The 14724-nt window shown below is 62.0% G+C and carries 14 protein-coding genes and 3 pseudogenes; 7 read left to right on the forward strand and 10 right to left on the reverse strand.

Annotated features, from left to right (window positions below; all coding sequences use genetic code 11):
- The 4 genes from GD429_RS39210 to GD429_RS39225 all read right to left on the reverse strand — a co-directional run.
- Positions 1-844, reverse strand: an 844-nt coding sequence (locus GD429_RS39210; protein ID WP_321575140.1) for an FHIPEP family type III secretion protein, incomplete at its 3' end; no start/stop codon positions are given.
- Between the two features lie 143 nt (positions 845-987).
- On the reverse strand, positions 988-2202 hold the full coding sequence (sctW, locus tag GD429_RS39215; RefSeq protein WP_321575139.1) for a type III secretion system gatekeeper subunit SctW: 1215 nt from the start codon (positions 2200-2202) through the stop codon (positions 988-990).
- On the reverse strand, positions 2118-3959 hold the full coding sequence (gene sctC / locus GD429_RS39220; protein WP_152865502.1) for a type III secretion system outer membrane ring subunit SctC: 1842 nt from the start codon (positions 3957-3959) through the stop codon (positions 2118-2120). Before sctC ends, sctW begins: the two co-directional genes overlap by 85 nt.
- Before the next feature lie 10 nt (positions 3960-3969).
- A complete protein-coding gene (locus GD429_RS39225; RefSeq protein WP_152865481.1) occupies positions 3970-4569 on the reverse strand; it encodes a helix-turn-helix domain-containing protein in 600 nt (199 codons plus the stop codon).
- 351 nt (positions 4570-4920) lie between these two features.
- Here GD429_RS39225 and GD429_RS39230 point away from each other — a divergent pair, with 351 nt between their 5' ends.
- The 7 genes from GD429_RS39230 (at position 4921) to GD429_RS39260 (ending at position 9155) form a co-directional block, all read left to right on the forward strand.
- Complete coding sequence (locus tag GD429_RS39230) at positions 4921-6363, forward strand: PrgH/EprH family type III secretion apparatus protein (RefSeq protein ID WP_152865483.1); 1443 nt, start codon at positions 4921-4923, stop codon at positions 6361-6363.
- Positions 6360-6620: a type III secretion system needle complex protein gene (locus GD429_RS39235; RefSeq protein WP_152865485.1), complete on the forward strand. Its 261-nt coding sequence runs from the start codon at positions 6360-6362 to the stop codon at positions 6618-6620. The genes GD429_RS39230 and GD429_RS39235 overlap by 4 nt, the downstream gene beginning before the upstream one ends.
- Before the next feature lie 70 nt (positions 6621-6690).
- A complete protein-coding gene (gene sctI, locus GD429_RS39240) occupies positions 6691-6993 on the forward strand; it encodes a type III secretion system inner rod subunit SctI (protein WP_193727344.1) in 303 nt (100 codons plus the stop codon).
- A 4-nt stretch (positions 6994-6997) separates the two neighbouring features.
- Complete coding sequence (gene sctJ, locus GD429_RS39245; RefSeq protein WP_152865487.1) at positions 6998-7780, forward strand: type III secretion system inner membrane ring lipoprotein SctJ; 783 nt, start codon at positions 6998-7000, stop codon at positions 7778-7780.
- Between the two features lie 23 nt (positions 7781-7803).
- Positions 7804-8367, forward strand: coding sequence for a type III secretion apparatus protein OrgA/MxiK (locus GD429_RS39250; RefSeq protein WP_193727346.1), 564 nt, complete (start codon positions 7804-7806; stop codon positions 8365-8367).
- Positions 8327-8995, forward strand: a complete 669-nt coding sequence (locus GD429_RS39255; RefSeq protein WP_152865491.1) for an HrpE/YscL family type III secretion apparatus protein — start codon at positions 8327-8329, stop codon at positions 8993-8995. The genes GD429_RS39250 and GD429_RS39255 overlap by 41 nt, the downstream gene beginning before the upstream one ends.
- Positions 8961-9155, forward strand: coding sequence for a hypothetical protein (locus tag GD429_RS39260; RefSeq protein ID WP_152865493.1), 195 nt, complete (start codon positions 8961-8963; stop codon positions 9153-9155). Before GD429_RS39255 ends, GD429_RS39260 begins: the two co-directional genes overlap by 35 nt.
- A gap of 80 nt (positions 9156-9235) precedes the next feature.
- Here GD429_RS39260 and GD429_RS39265 read toward each other — a convergent pair whose 3' ends face one another.
- From GD429_RS39265 to GD429_RS39290, 6 genes and pseudogenes are all read right to left on the reverse strand, one after another.
- On the reverse strand, positions 9236-9688 hold the full coding sequence (locus tag GD429_RS39265; RefSeq protein WP_152865495.1) for a hypothetical protein: 453 nt from the start codon (positions 9686-9688) through the stop codon (positions 9236-9238).
- Positions 9688-10524 carry a transcriptional regulator gene (locus GD429_RS39270; RefSeq protein WP_227792210.1) on the reverse strand — a complete coding sequence of 279 codons (837 nt, stop codon included), beginning with the start codon at positions 10522-10524 and terminating at the stop codon, positions 9688-9690. The genes GD429_RS39265 and GD429_RS39270 overlap by 1 nt, the downstream gene beginning before the upstream one ends.
- 388 nt (positions 10525-10912) lie before the next feature.
- Positions 10913-11550: pseudogene (locus tag GD429_RS39275) on the reverse strand (transposase); the annotation flags it as partial.
- A gap of 44 nt (positions 11551-11594) precedes the next feature.
- The gene (locus tag GD429_RS39280; protein ID WP_152865497.1) at positions 11595-12848 is read right to left on the reverse strand and encodes an IS256 family transposase; all 1254 of its coding nucleotides are present in this window, start codon (positions 12846-12848) and stop codon (positions 11595-11597) included.
- Positions 12849-13054: 206 nt separating this feature from the next.
- Positions 13055-13258: pseudogene (locus GD429_RS39285) on the reverse strand (integrase core domain-containing protein); the annotation flags it as partial.
- A 291-nt stretch (positions 13259-13549) separates the two neighbouring features.
- Positions 13550-14724 (reverse strand): annotated as a pseudogene (locus tag GD429_RS39290) (hypothetical protein); the annotation flags it as partial.

Genomic DNA, 14724 nt, shown 5'->3' on the forward strand with positions numbered 1-14724 from the left:
CACCATAGCGGCGATAGGCTGCCAGACCGCCGAGCACGGCTGCGATCGACAGGAATACCAGCAGCGGGAAGCCTGGCATCAGGCCAATGCCGATTGCGAGCACGGAGCTGACGACGAGGACCAATGGTTTCGACAGCAGTTCACCGACGATGTGCGCGCCGAGGTTGCGGTCCGCCCCGCTGACATGCGTCACCATGAAGCCTGCGCTAATCGAGATCAGCAGGGCGGGAATCTGCGATACAAGCCCGTCGCCTACCGACAGGATCGTGTAGGTCGTCAATGCCTGCGAGGCCGGCATGCCGCGCTGCAATATACCGATCGCCATCCCGCCAATCAGATTGACGAAGATCACGATGATCCCGGCAATCGCATCGCCCTTGATAAACTTCATCGCGCCGTCGAATGCGCCGTAGAGTTGGCTTTCGCGCGCCAGCGCGGCGCGGCGCACGGCCACGCCGTCGGAATCGATGATGCCGGCCCGCAGGTCGCTGTCGATACTCATCTGCTTGCCCGGCATCGCATCGAGCGAGAAGCGAGCCGCGACCTCGGCAACGCGCTCCGAACCCTTCGTGATCACAATGAACTGCACGACTGTCACAATCGCGAAGACGACGAGTCCAACCACGACGTTCTCACCGATCACGTATTCGCCGAAGGTCGCGATAATCTGTCCGCCGTCGCCGGTGAGCAGGATCATCCGGCTCGTGCTGATCGTCAACGCAAGCCGGAACAGTGTCGTGATCAGGAGAACCGACGGAAAGCTCGAGAACTCGAGAATATCGACGATATAGAACGACCCGATGAGCACGATCAGCGCGGTCACGATATTGAGCGCGATCAGCACATCGAGCAACGCGGGCGGCAACGGCACGATCAGCATCGCGACCACCACCACCATCACGCCGAGCACGACGAATTCAGGGCGCGCGCGCATCGTGCCGGCCAGCGTGTTCAACAGCGGTCGCGTACCGCGCAAGTCGATCACATTCACGTCAATCCTCCGCCGCATGTTGCGGCCATCTGCCGGCGCTCGGCTACGTACGATGAGCCGATCAGCGTTTCAAGCGACTCGATCAACGCGCTGCGTGCCTCGTCGTCACCGTATAGTTCGGCCGGAATACCGGCGAACGCGCGACGCACGCGCTGCAGCCATTGAGAACGTCGCACCGGTGTCAGCGTATCGAGCCAGACGCCGGCGGTATGCGAAAGCGTCTGCGGCAATGCATACGGCTGCTGCAGGCCGCCAAGCATCAACGACAGTGCCGACGCCTCGTCGATCCCCGGTGACGACGCATCTGGTGCCTGCGTGACGATCGCGACAAACGCCGTGTCGGCCGATGTCAGCATGCGCGTCATATTCAAGGTCTTCAGTCGCGGCCCGAATGCCCTCGGATCGCCATAGCTCGGATCGAGCGAGCGCATGTCATAACCGAGCGCCGCCCGGACATAATCGAGAATGCGCCGGCGACGCGGCGCGCCAAAACGCTCGATCCAGTCCTCGTAGACGAACACGCATGCGCCTTCGAACTCCAGAAACTGGCGATACAGATCGCGCAGCTGGCGCGGGTCCAGTCGCAGTTGCGCGCCGAAGATCCTCGCCTTCAGCGCCGCATTGATCCCGGCTTTGATGTGCGTCGGGTTGCCATCGGCGAAACAGGTCTCGATCGCCTCGTCGACAAACGCGACGTCGGCGCCTGCATCGAGACGACGACGGCGCAGTTCACGCAGCGCGAGTTGCAGATCACTGCCGTCGTGAAACCGCCAGCGCGCCTCGCGTAACAAGTCGGCGGCGCTCGCGATCACACCGCCGCGCTTCACACCGGCTAGCAGCGCGACGAGCCCATCGAGCTTTTCCTCCGCATCGCCGTCGAGAATGCACTCGATGGGCTCGTTGCGCCGGCTGCGGCGCTCGGCCTCGGATACGCGACGAAACTGCACGCCGGCATCGGCAGACGCCTCCTCGAAGTCCACCGCCGGCGAATCGCTGGCGCTGCTCGCATCGGGCTCGTCGGCAACCGCAACATCCGGCGACGGGGCCGCGTCGAGCCGTCCGGCGGGCGCCGCGGAGCGCGGGTGGCCGCGGTGCGGCATGACGAACAATCCACGATCCGCGATCGTCATTGCGCCGCCTTGATGTAGTGCTGCAGCATCTGGACCGTGGCGGCCAGCGCCGGATTTGCCGCAACGCCGCCCGGTTCCCACGCGCTGCCGCCGTCCCAACTCGTGTCGGCGGTGAGCAGTTTCGGCTGAATCAGGAACACGCGCGCGACCTGTTCGTGTCGCTCGCTGTGGCCCCGAAACAGGCCACCGATGAGGGGAATGTTGGCAAGCCCGGGAATCCGATACGTATGGCGCGTGACGTCGTCGTGCGTGTTGCCGCCAATCAACAGGCTCTTGTCAGACGGCACCCGAGCAACAGTGTTGATCACGGTTCGGTTGACCACTGGCATCGAGTTGTCTGATACGGTGATTTGACCGTCCTTCGTTGCGCCATCGGCGTTGCCATCCTCGATATTGACGATCATCTCGACCTTCGAGGCATCGCCCGACAGGCGCGGCAGCACGCTGACGAGCGTGCCGTAGCTGACGTGCTCGAGCTGTGCCGTGCGTTCACCGACGAGACGCGCGTAAAAGGTCCGGTAGCTGTCGAAAATCGCGGGCACGTTCTCCTGCGTCAACACAATCGGACGCGAAACGATCGTGGCATCGCCCGTCTGGCCAAGCGCTCGGACCGAAGCGAGAAACCTTGCGCCGTCGAGCGTGGCGGTGTCGCTGCCGGCCGTATTGAGACCGATGCCCAAGCCCGGTGCCGAGAGCGCCCCTTGCCAATCGACACCCAACTGATCAAGACGGCTTTTCTTGATATCGATGATCCACAGCGACAATTCGATCTGTCGCTTCGCGACGTCGAGCGAACGAATCAGCGACTCCGTGTCCCTCACCTTGTCTCGGGAACCGACCAGCACGACGCTGTTGGTCTCGGGATTCGCAATCGCTCGCACCCCGTCGGCCGACGGAAGCACGATGCCCGGCGCCGGCGTGGCCGGTTCATGCGCCGCGCCCGCCGCCGCAGAGGTAGCTCCCGAAGAAAACGGCGCCGGCAATGGCAAGCTTGGGGAAAACAACGCATTGGACGCGGCCGCGCCTGACGCGGGTCCGGTTTGAGGCGGGGCCGCCACAGCAAGCGTCGGCGCGGCAACGGCGGGGATGTTGCCCGCGCGTCCGAAGACGCGCCCGAGCACAGTCGCCATGCCGGGAATATCGACCGGCCGATCTCGCAGCATGAACTGCCGATCGACGACGAAGCTGTTGTGCAATGGCACCACGCGGACGACCTGGTCCTCAGCACCGCCGCTCGCGCGGATCGAATCCAGGTAGCGCGCGGCGGCTACCACGAGATTCACATAGACCGGCGCACCCGCAACATAGCAGACGCTGCCAGCGCCGTCGCCCCTGACCGGGAAAGCCGGATCGGACAGCCGCGCCTGGGACAGAAAGTCGCGCAGATCCTGCGCAGTTGCATGCTGCATCGAGATCAGCGCGTTCTTGATCTCGGAGTTGTCATACACGTAGATCGAAGCGCCGTCGTCGTACCAGAGCAGCGACAGGCTGGCGCTGAGCGTCGCAAGTAACCGACGCGGTCGAGTCAGGTCGAACTCACCCGTCACGCGCTTGCGACGGACCTTGTCGCTGGCGACGATCGGCCGGTGCAGGCCGCCCGACAGCGCGTCGAGCAGCACCGTCATGCTGGCCTCGTGCGCAACGAAGCGCGATGGCTCGCGCCCGCCTGCCGCTACCGGCTTGTCGGCCCCTGGCGACTCGGCCGAAGCCGTCGCTGCAGTCAGTACAGTCGATGCCGCAGATGCAGCATCAGCGGTAGCGGAAGTAGCCGATGCGGTGCCTGCGACACTCGCTAGCGCGAGCACGCATGTGATGCGCACAATGTTCAACCTCTTCATCTTCATGCAATCAATGTCCTGAGCAAACGGTTCGGAACCGGCGTGGCGGCATACCGAATAAATCCTTGATTTCGCGGGAAAAATGCGATGACGAGGCAAAGCCGTGGTTCATCGCGACCTTGGTCAGGCTGTCGCGCCCGTCGATCAGATCCAGCACCGCCCACGCGGCGCGCCATTCCCGAAGCTCCCGCTTCACGCTGCGTCCGAGCGCCTGATGGCCGAGGCGCCGAAAATGGGACTCGGACACGCCATATCGCGCAGCCAGCGCCGCGACCGACCGCAATTGCGGGTATTCGCTCAACAGAAAGCAAACGAGCCGGTAGCTTTCCTGTTCGCGCAGGAATGCCAGCACACCCGTCGTGTCCGGTTCGCCGGCGACCGCCCGGGACAGCATCCATTTCTCGAAGCTGGTTTCGGCCAGTCCGTCCGGCATATCGAACGCCAGATATTCCGGTGACGCGACGCCGGAATTGAGTGACACGCTGTCGATACGACCGACGTTGTCGAGAAATGCCAGGCATTTTGTCGCCCGCCATATTGGAATTCGCTCGAACTGCTGCCCCGCACCGCAAAGCGCAATTTCGGAATTACCTGAAACTAAAATGATCATCGAAGACACCTCATTCCACCCCACACTCCTAATGCCGCGCCATGGCCGGTAAATATCAGATCATTACTCGCCATCGATATCAATAGAGAAGCAGCAAAACAAATGCTAATTGCGAAATCCCCGCAAAACCAGCCAAACTACCAACTAAAATATTCAAGACGAAGAAACACCCGCGCAACCACGGCTTCGCCCTAGATTATCCCCTTCGATCACGCGAATCAACGAAATATGCAAATTTTCAGAGCACATCATGAAAATGCAATTCCTTACGGTGATCGTTCATAACCAGATCAGTTTGATTCAGATATTTTTCAGGAATCCAGGATTCCCTTACCTGGAAAGAGTCGTAGAATGGGCAACGGTCGCACCAAGCCGTCGACGGGGCGCCCCATTAGGCAGTTAGGACAAAATCACTCCGATGCCGGCCAATTCGACGCGCCTGCCAATGTGACCTCAGTTTTCTTGCACAACCAATCGATGGAAAAAATCAGCCCGGACCTTCCGGCCCTGACTCTCAGAATTCTGTTTGGGCCGCTTTTCGGCGTAGACATTTCTATTTCAGGTCAGGAAACATTATTTATAGTCGGCGACCCGATATTACATCCGCCCCCCGACTCCGCCGAGCACGCGTTGAATCTTTCAAGCGATGCCATATACATTCCATGCGCGAATAGCAAATTCAGTTTTCGCATCCGTCACGATTCACATTCGACACCGCGGACTAATGCCTCCCTCAATATCGAAACGGATGAAATCTCAGTCGAATTCATCGGTGTCGAATCCGGGTCGATTCAGACGCGCACCGTGCCATTCAATTCGGTTTGCCAATTCGGCGGCATTGCGTTTGCTGTGAAATCGAGCGACGCCGTCTGGTCCGAAGCGATCGCCACATATTCCGGCGTGCCGACCGAAACCGATACCGATACCGATACATCGAAGCCTCTTCGCGGCGCGCGACGCATTGGCCGCATGGTGGCGTGGTGGATCGCATTCCTCGTCGGCACGCTCGCGATCGCGTCCGCAGGCATCATCTGGTTTGCGAAGCGGCAGGCCCCGGCGCATCCCGTCTCCGGCCATTCCGAGCCAGCCATGCCGCGTCCAGCACCTCGTATCACGCCCGCCGGCCTCGCTCGCGTGACGGGCTTGCTAGCGCGCGCCCCCGTGATCAACACAGTGCTCACCGGCACCGACGGCAAGCTGTATGTCCTGAGCGGATCTCGCGAGGGCGCCGACTGGAACCGCGAGGCGCTGCGAAACTTGTCGGCGCCGGCGGTCACCATCGTCACGGTCGAGGACGAACGCCGCCGACTCGAATCGAGGCTCGATGATGCTGGCATCGACAGCGTCACATTGCGACTCGACACGCCGGCCGATCCGCAGTTGATCATGGACCGCAAATTCGGGCCGGACCTTCCGGAACGCGCGCGCAATGTGCTGATCGCAGCCGCGCCGTACGTCCGCTCAGTCCGGATTACCGAGGTGGTCCGCGAGGCCATCGATCGCGACGCACGCGATGCGCTCGATACACTGGGCCTGTCGTACCGCGCGCTTGCCCGGCAAAGCGGGACGACCTTCGAGATCCAATTTCCCGGCGATGCGGAACTGATTCCGCTTCAATCGCTGATCCACACGTTCAGCGAACGATGGGGCATACGCCGCGTCAGTTTCCGCATCGCGCCGCATTCGACCCGGCTGAACGGGAAATCCTACCTCGATGGCGAGCACAGCTATGTCCTGCTGAACCCGACGTCCTGGTATTTCCCCACCCCTGTTTCAGGAGCATTACTACGATGAGCGAAGCCAATCCGCTCGCCGCCACATGGAGCGGCTTTCTGATGGATATCAGCAAAAATTTCGACACTGGCGTCCAGGACCTGAACGATCAGCTAAAGGCCGCCCAAGAGGCACTGTCGAAGAATCCCAGCGATCCAACCGCCCTCGCGCAATATCAGGCCGTCATGTCCGAGTACAACCTTTATCGAAACGCGCAGAGCGCCTCGGTCAAGACGATGAAGGAGATAGCTGCAAACACGATCTCGAACTTCCGCTGAGCGTTCCCACATTGCATCGAACGCGGTCCGTCATGTGCGGCGCCGCGTCCGCGACCTCGAACCTACAATCATGCACATCACCCATCTCACCCTGACGCCGCAGCAGCCCGACCTCGCGTCGGTCTCTCCATCCGCATCGCCAGCCACGCTCGACACACTCCTTGCGCGGGCCGTCACCGAGGCCAATGCCCATGCGAGCGCCGCGATCGACGACATCGCGGCGCGACTCGCGTCGCCAAAAAAGATGTCGGACCCGGAACAACTGGCCCAGCTCCAGACCCGGCTCTCCGACTATGGCATTGACATCTCGCTGATCAGCAGCTTCGCGCACAAAGCCACCTCGATGGTCGAAACACTCATAAAGGCCCAGTGACGCGATGCGACGTACTGGCATACTCATCCTGCCGCTGGTCGCTCTGCTGCTCTGCTCGTGCAAGCAGCAGGAGTTGCTGAAGAATCTGACAGAAATGCAGGCGAACGAGGCCGTCGCGGTGCTTCAGGCACACGGCCTGTCCGCACAGAAGTCGGATCAGGACAAGCAGGGCTTCAGAATCGACGTTGCTCCGCGCGACTTCCCGATGGCAGTCGACCTGCTGCGGCAATACCACTTGCCATCGAATGCCCCGATGCAAATCGCTCAGGCGTTTCCGGCCGACGCGCTCGTCTCATCGCCGCTCGCCGAGCGCGCGCGACTGCTGTCGGCTGTCGAACAACGGCTCGAACAGAATCTCGCCGGCCTGCGTAACGTCGTCAGCGCCCGGGTCCAGGTCAGCTATCCGTGGCAGTCGCCGAATCGCAACGACACGTCGACACCGATGCATGCATCGGTGCTAATCACCTACCGCAACGACGTCGACGAGGCGATTCTGATCAGCAAGGTCAAGCGTTTTGTCAGGAACAGCTTCACGAATGCGAGCGACGACGACATTTCGGTCATTCTCAACCCTGCTACACCGCTGTTCCTCCCGGCGCCAGCTGCCAGCCCGGATCTCCCAGTAGCTCTGTCGTGGCTGTCATGGCCGATGTTCGCGCTGGTCGGCGCTGGGCTTACCGGGGTCACTGGCATTGCGTGGGCGCTGCTGCGCCGGCGGCGGTCAGCTCCCGAACCGCTCGCGTCCGATGACAGCAAGTCAAGTGCCGACAGGGGCTCGCGCCCATGACGCGACAGGCTTTGATGGCTGTCATGTACGGTCCGATCTCATACGCTCACGACGACTATCGGACGATCGGCGAGTTGGATCTGACCCGCCTGCCCGCCTGCCTGGCAAACCAACAGCTGATCCTGCACCATCGGCTCACCACCGGGATCGACCCGGCCTGGCTCGAAGTACCGGCCTTGCGGCGATGCATCGACCGCTGGTCGATCCTGCCGCGCGCCTGCTTCTTGCTCGGCGCCCGGCGACAGCGGGCAAAGCTGATCGAAATGGGGCGCTACGCGCGACTCGACACCGGCGCGCAGCGCTTCCTGTGCGCCCCGCTCGCCGCGAGCCTTGCCGTGCGGGGCCCACACGAGTCCAGCGACGTCGCACCGGTACTTGCAGGCCTGAACATGCTAGCCCCGCTGCTCGCGCGGCTGCCGGGCGCGCTGCGGCAACGGCTGCCGCTGTTATTCCCGCATGCGGATCGCACCGATATCGCATGTGCCTTGAACTCGACGTCAGGCATGTACGCCGGGCGCGCACTCGCGCTGCTTCGCGCAGTGGACCATGACGAATTCCTCACTACCAACACGCCGCCTATCGGCTGACAAGGTTGAACCGATCGCCGGCGTCCTGATAAAACGCGCCGCGTTGCAACCGGCCCTGCGCTCAGAACGCATCGTGGCAGAGGCGAAGCGCCAGGCCGCATGCCTCGTCCGCGACGCTCAACGCTACCGGGACGCCGCCGCTGCGGCCGGCTACGACGCTGGATTCGCCGCGGCCGTCATCGGCATCGCGCAGCAGCAGGCGCGAGCAGCCCAGGCGTGTGCGAGCCGCTACGACGCGATTGCCAGCGAGGTCCGACGCGCGCTGCTGCAGTTCCTCCACGATCCCGCGCTGCTGCTGCCGCTCGCAACCGCGCTCGCCGAGCGGCGCCCGACCGGTAGCCGCCTGCGCGTGACGGTTCCTGGACGCGCGCGACAACTCGTGCCCGAACTGCGCCGGCGTCTGGCGGACGCGTATCCGATGGTCGAGGTCGCGATCTCCGACCGGCCCGCGTTCGTGGTCGAGGCAGGCGACGACATTTTCGAGTTCGCTCCGGACGCGACAGCGGATGCGCTGATCGCGACGGCACAGCATGCCGACGAGAGCGATGTGCCAGATCCCAATCCTTTCGACAACCCAGCTCGTGGAGAAATCAATGCAACCGATTCCCGCTTTGTCCCGTGCCGATAACGACGTATCGAAGACCGGACGGACGACGCATGGCGATGTCTCGAATCTCGACAACGCGATGATTCAGTGGCTGGTGTCCGAACTGAAACAGCAGATCCTGTTTCCTGATCCGGACGATCCCGCCGCCAATCCGACACCCGACAGTTCAGGGGGCTGGTGAGTCCGGCACGGAACAGCAACGCACGAACTCCACCTGCCGGTGCCGCGCGATGCATGGCGCTCGCCAACGAAAACGTCCAGCTACTGGCTGATACACAAGCCGACATGATCGCGACCGCTCGTGACGATCCACGCGCGCGCATTGATCCTGCTGAAGTGCAGATCAATCTCGCCGCCCGCCGCGGGGAGCACCGCCGGCACCGTCGTATTGGACGCCGAATCGGCTGCGGAAAAGTGGATCTGGTCGACATGGCAAAGCCTGGCCCCGCCCTCCGAAAACGTCGTGCTCAGCTTGCCGCTGCGGTCGATCGACAGATCCGTGCTGTCGAGTTGGTAGCATCCCCACACCCGCACGTGACCCGCATTGGGCCAATAGGCCGTCGCCAATATGGCTTGGCGTGTCACGCCTGCAGGATTAACTAGATAGCGCGTTTGATGCATCACACACTGACCGCTCGGCGTCGCCACGCGATCGCCAGCGCTGGAGTACCACCAAACGGTCCAGCCGCTCAGCGCGACAGCCGCAATCGCCATCAGGGCGTCTGTTCGACGAAATAGGTGTTGCATAGCTCGGGGGACTGATAGATGGATTGCGGGCACACGGCCAGCCAATTGCTTTTTCCGCGTTCGATCTGGTAAACATGGCTCCCGGGCGGCGGTGTCACGCCGATCGTCTTCAGCAACGCTGATTGCTGCATCTGCCCGGTCGAGTAGTAATGGATGCCGTTGACCGTCTGCCTGTAATGAAACGTAAAAACCGTGTCGCGCGGCCAAAAAGTCAGTCCTACGAGCACTGCGGCCCATGCCACGAGCACGCTCCCAGCCGCGATGCGTACGACCCTGCGACGATGCCCCGGAAACTGCAATGCCGTCTGTTGAACCGGCATGTCATGCGACTCGGCTGCGCTAGTTTCGTCACACGAAACAGCGACAGACCGTTCTCTGTCGGACGGATTGTCGTCGGATGAACCGGCGTCGGGCGGCTCCGCCACCGTTGCGGCGGCGGGCTCCGGTTCGCCAAGCGGCGTCACCTTGCCGACGAACTGAAGGCCGCGCCTCGGTAGCGTCTTGATCAATGCGGCGTCGACCTCTTGTTCGCCGAGCTTCACACGCAACGCGCGGACAAGCTGGTGATAGCTCGCGTCGGTCACGACGATGCCTTTCTGCTCCCAGATCCGGCTCATAATTGCCTGCTTGCTGGCTATACCATCGATCAGCAGGCTCAGCAATACCGTCTCGTTGACGGTCAGCGACGTCGACGCGTTACCTCTGCTCAACGTCATGCGCTCGCTGTCGAAAACCACATCCTGCTCGATCAGGAATTTCATGTTGTCAAGGTTACGGTCCAAAATTGTCTGCGATGCATTCATGAGCAATTATATCGGGTCGCCGCCCCAAGCTAGAACAATCCAATCTCCCGCCTCCCCACCATGAACTGGCGACCTCAAATCTGAAATGCGACACCTCCACCATGAATCGCTCCGGGAATGTAGGAGACTTCTGTTCTTGGCTGTGACGGGCGTTCGAAGCATGGAAAACGAAAGAAAAGTAAGGAATCCCACCGGGACGCGGTACTCGGATGAAGTGCTGGGCGCGAGCCGTCCGGTGATCTGCTCTAGAAATCCTGGACACAAACGGGTGTTAATGTTTCGGAGGCAATTTTCCCAATAGGAACGGGAGGTTGCCGATCGTGCCGTCGACGTACTATCGCCATGCCAAGCGACGCAGCGATCCGGAGCAACGTAACCGTGTTAAATGTCAAGCTGTCAGGGGGTGATTTTGGGCATTCTGGTGGATACGGGCGATGGCATTGAGGTGGGTAATGAGCTTGCGCATGCACGCGATCAAGGCCACTTTCTTGAATTTGCCGGCTGCCACCGAGCGTTCGTAGAAGGCGCGGACGGGCGGATTGAATCGAGTCGCGGTGAGCGTTGCCATGTATAGCGCGCCGTACCTCGAAGCGCCCGCCGGCAATGCGCCTACGACCTCTTATGGGACCAGAATCCTTGGCACCGACCAGGGCACAGATTTGCGCGCCGATCGAGATGACTCAGTTCAGGCAATTCGGCAATCAAGGTCGTCGCGGCGACGCGGCCGACGCCCGCCAGTTCGTGCAACAGCTTCGACAGGACGGCGCGGTGCCGCTCGACATGACTGAGCGCCTTGGCGTCGACTTCGTCAAGCTGACAGGCAATGGCTTCGAGCAGCGCTTGGATGCTCGGGCGTGTGACCGGACGAGCTAGGCGCAGGCGTTGACGCTCGGAGAATCCCATGGCCACAAGTTGGTGTCGACGGGTGACCAGAGCCGCCAGGTCTTGCCGTGCGGGATCGCTCAGCGGACGCACGAAGCGCTCGCAGTCAGGGCGTTGGGCAAGTACGGCGGCGAATTCGGCGAGCTGGCGGAGGTATCCGGAATTTCGTGTGTGAGGCGGGTTGAGATTCAGATTCCAATGTTGAATCGTTCCGGGTAAAGCAGCGCGAACTGCGTCATCGCGCTCTTCCAATCGTGCCGAGAGCCGGTCCACTTGGCCACGACGTTGCGCAGCGCCAGCCAGATCAGTTTGAGCGCGGCCTCGTCCGACGGGAAGTGGCCGCGCGCCTTGATGATCTTTCGAAGCTGCATGTGCAGCGACTCGATCGCGTTGGTCGTATATACAATTTTCCGGATGTCAGGCGCGAAGGCGTAGAACGGAATGACCTGATCCCAGGCCCGGCGCCAGAGCGCGGCAAGGTATTTCGTACCCCACGGGCTCGTATCGAACGCGTCCAGCGCCACGGCGGCCGCTTCGGCCGACGGTGCCCGATAGACTTCCTTGAGCGCCGCCGCGACCGATTTCCGGTCCTTCCAACTGGCGAAATCCAGCGAGTTCCGGATCAGATGCACGATGCAGGTCTGGACCGTCGTTTCCGGGAACACCGTGTTGATCGCTTCCGGGAAGCCCTTCAGGCCGTCGACCACGGCGATCAGAATGTCCTGCACGCCGCGCAGCTTCAGGTCGTTGACCACCCGCAGCCAGAACTTGGCGCCCTCGGTCTGCTCGATCCAGAGGCCCAGCACGTCGCGTGTGCCGTCGCGGCGCACGCCCAGCGCAAGGTAGATCGCCTTGTTGCGCACCACGCCCTCGTCGCGGATCTTGACGCGCAAGGCGTCGAAGAACACGACCGGGTACATCGGCTCGAGCGGCCGCTGCTGCCACTCGCGCACTTCGTCGATCACGGCGTCGGTCACCGTGCTGATGAATTCCGGCGACACCTCGATGCCGTACATCTCCAGCAAGAAACCCTGAATCTCCCGCACGCTCATGCCGCGTGCGTACATCGCGATGATCTTGTCGTCGAAGCCCGTGAAGCGTCGCTCGCCCTTGGCGATCAGCACTGGATCAAACGTGCCTTCCCGGTCGCGCGGAATCTCGACGTCGAGCAGATCGTCGTCGGTCGCGATGCGCTTACGGCTGGTGCCGTTGCGGTGGTTCGTGCGGCCCGCCGGCTTGGCTTCACCCTTCTCGTAACCGAGGTGATGGGTCAGTTCGCCGCCCAGCACACGCTCGAAGATCGCCTTCTTGAGCGCCGCGAGTTGCTCGTTGATCGTAGCCCGATCCAGCGTTCCGGGCACCAGTTGCTTGATGAGTTCCGGGTCCAGGTTCAAGCCCTTGCCCGGTTCTACCGTCACTTCTTCCTTGCGTTTGCGTGGCATAACGTGGCTCCTTGGCCATCAGTTTATGCCTCACACACAAAAGTTCGGATAGGCTCAAGCTGGCTGCATCGCACGAGCGAAGTCAGCCGTGCGCGGGTTGATCACCGCCACACGCAACCCGGCTGCTTGTAGCGTGCAAGCCAATGCCGCCTCATATGTGCGATTCACGGACATCGTTTCACTTCTTAGCGCGCCGTTTTCGTTGCGTGGTGGTCGGCAAGGGTCTTGTCGACGCGCCATTCGCGGTGCCGAATTCGCTCTTTCGTTTCGCCGTAGGCTCTTTCCGCCTCCTCCGCGATACGATCGACGGGCGCTTTACCGCCAAGCGAGCCGTGCGGACGCCGCCAGTTGTAGTCGAACTGCCACTCCTCAATTCGCTGTTCGATCGCATCCTCGGGCGGCGGATGATTGCTGGTCTCATGATACATGCGCACCCAACGCAATCGCACGGCGATCTCTCCGTCCATCGCTTCATGCTAGTTGAAACAGTGTCGATGAATCGCACACGTCAGCACTTCGCTCTGCCGCGGCACCAGATGAGCGCCACGCGCCATCGTTCACAGCTCGCCGCACGGATTGCAATGTGGCAGCAATGGACTTCCGTTGACACCGCATCTTAATCAGGATGCCAACAAATTCAGCACTGGCTTCATTTGCACCGCTCAATTTGACAAAGCTAGAGGATCGAAGACACCTGGGGATCATGCTGCAGGCGGGGTAGCACCCACCCATTTTCGAGAAAAACCGTCGACCGTCGTGGCACGCCCAACCTGTTCGGACAGCATGCGTTGCGCCCTCTCTATGCAGGATCTTGCGGCCTCCTCGTTGAATGCCTCTCCGGCCCGCGTCCGCACCTCTTGCAGGTTGGGTGTCGTCAACAGGATTTCATCTTCGTGCAGACGCTGCTTGCGCGTGTCGAGCTCCATCGCAAAACGCTTCGCGACCTGACTCGCAGCGGCATCAGGCATGTCTCTCAACGTATCGTCCAGCAGTTTCACCACTTCCGGGGTCGCAGAACGCGCCGCCCCCGCCTCCATGACCGAGACAGCGTCGGCGCCGATCACGTAGCGCGGCCGATCCTCACCCAGACCCGCGCCAGCCGTGTCGAGGGCAACTTGCAGGCGGTACCGGGTCATCTCTTGGCGCACCGCCTTGCGGATCTTGCTCATGCCCAGCGCCGGCGCAATCGCCGACCATAGCCGCCGCAATCCCACCGCCGTGCCCAGTGCCCCGAGCGACACCGCCACGGCACCGGCCACCGCCCCCCCCAGAGCCACGCCCGCAACACCGATCGCGATCGATGGCACGGCCGCCGCCGCCGCCAGCGCAGCCTTCTGACCTGTCGACGCAGAACTCCACCACAAGCGGACTTCCCGCACATAACGTTTCATCACGGCTTTACCGTCACCCTCGGCAAAATCTCGCATCACCGTGCCAGCCTCCTGCAGCGCCTCACGCCGCAATCGATATGCAGCAACGGCCTTCGCACGCTCCGACAGGCTTGCCTGGCCATCGAGGCTCAGCCCACGCAACACCGCGTTCACGGTAACTTCGAGATCGCGGTGTCGCTTAATCTCGCTTGCCAGGCTGCTCTCGACTTGCGTTTGCATGGCGCCGAACAACGCGGTCATCGCAATGTTGGCCGCGTGGCTGCCGACCACCGAACCGGCAAACAAACCCGCCACCGTCCCCGCAACGTTGCGGCCGGCTAAGGCATTCCCCATCCCGGCCGCGTACGGAACCCAGCCGGTGGCATGAAGCAGTGCGATCAACGCGGGTGGCAACGGGCCGGCCTCCACGACACCAGACAGCGAATCGCGATTGCCCATCAGAATATCGGTTGTGATCGATTCGACAGTCCCGTTCGCCCAAGCGG

The sequence above is a fragment of the Burkholderia sp. BE17 genome, from assembly GCF_009362305.1.
In the GTDB taxonomy this organism is placed as follows: Bacteria; Pseudomonadota; Gammaproteobacteria; order Burkholderiales; family Burkholderiaceae; genus Burkholderia; species Burkholderia pyrrocinia_C.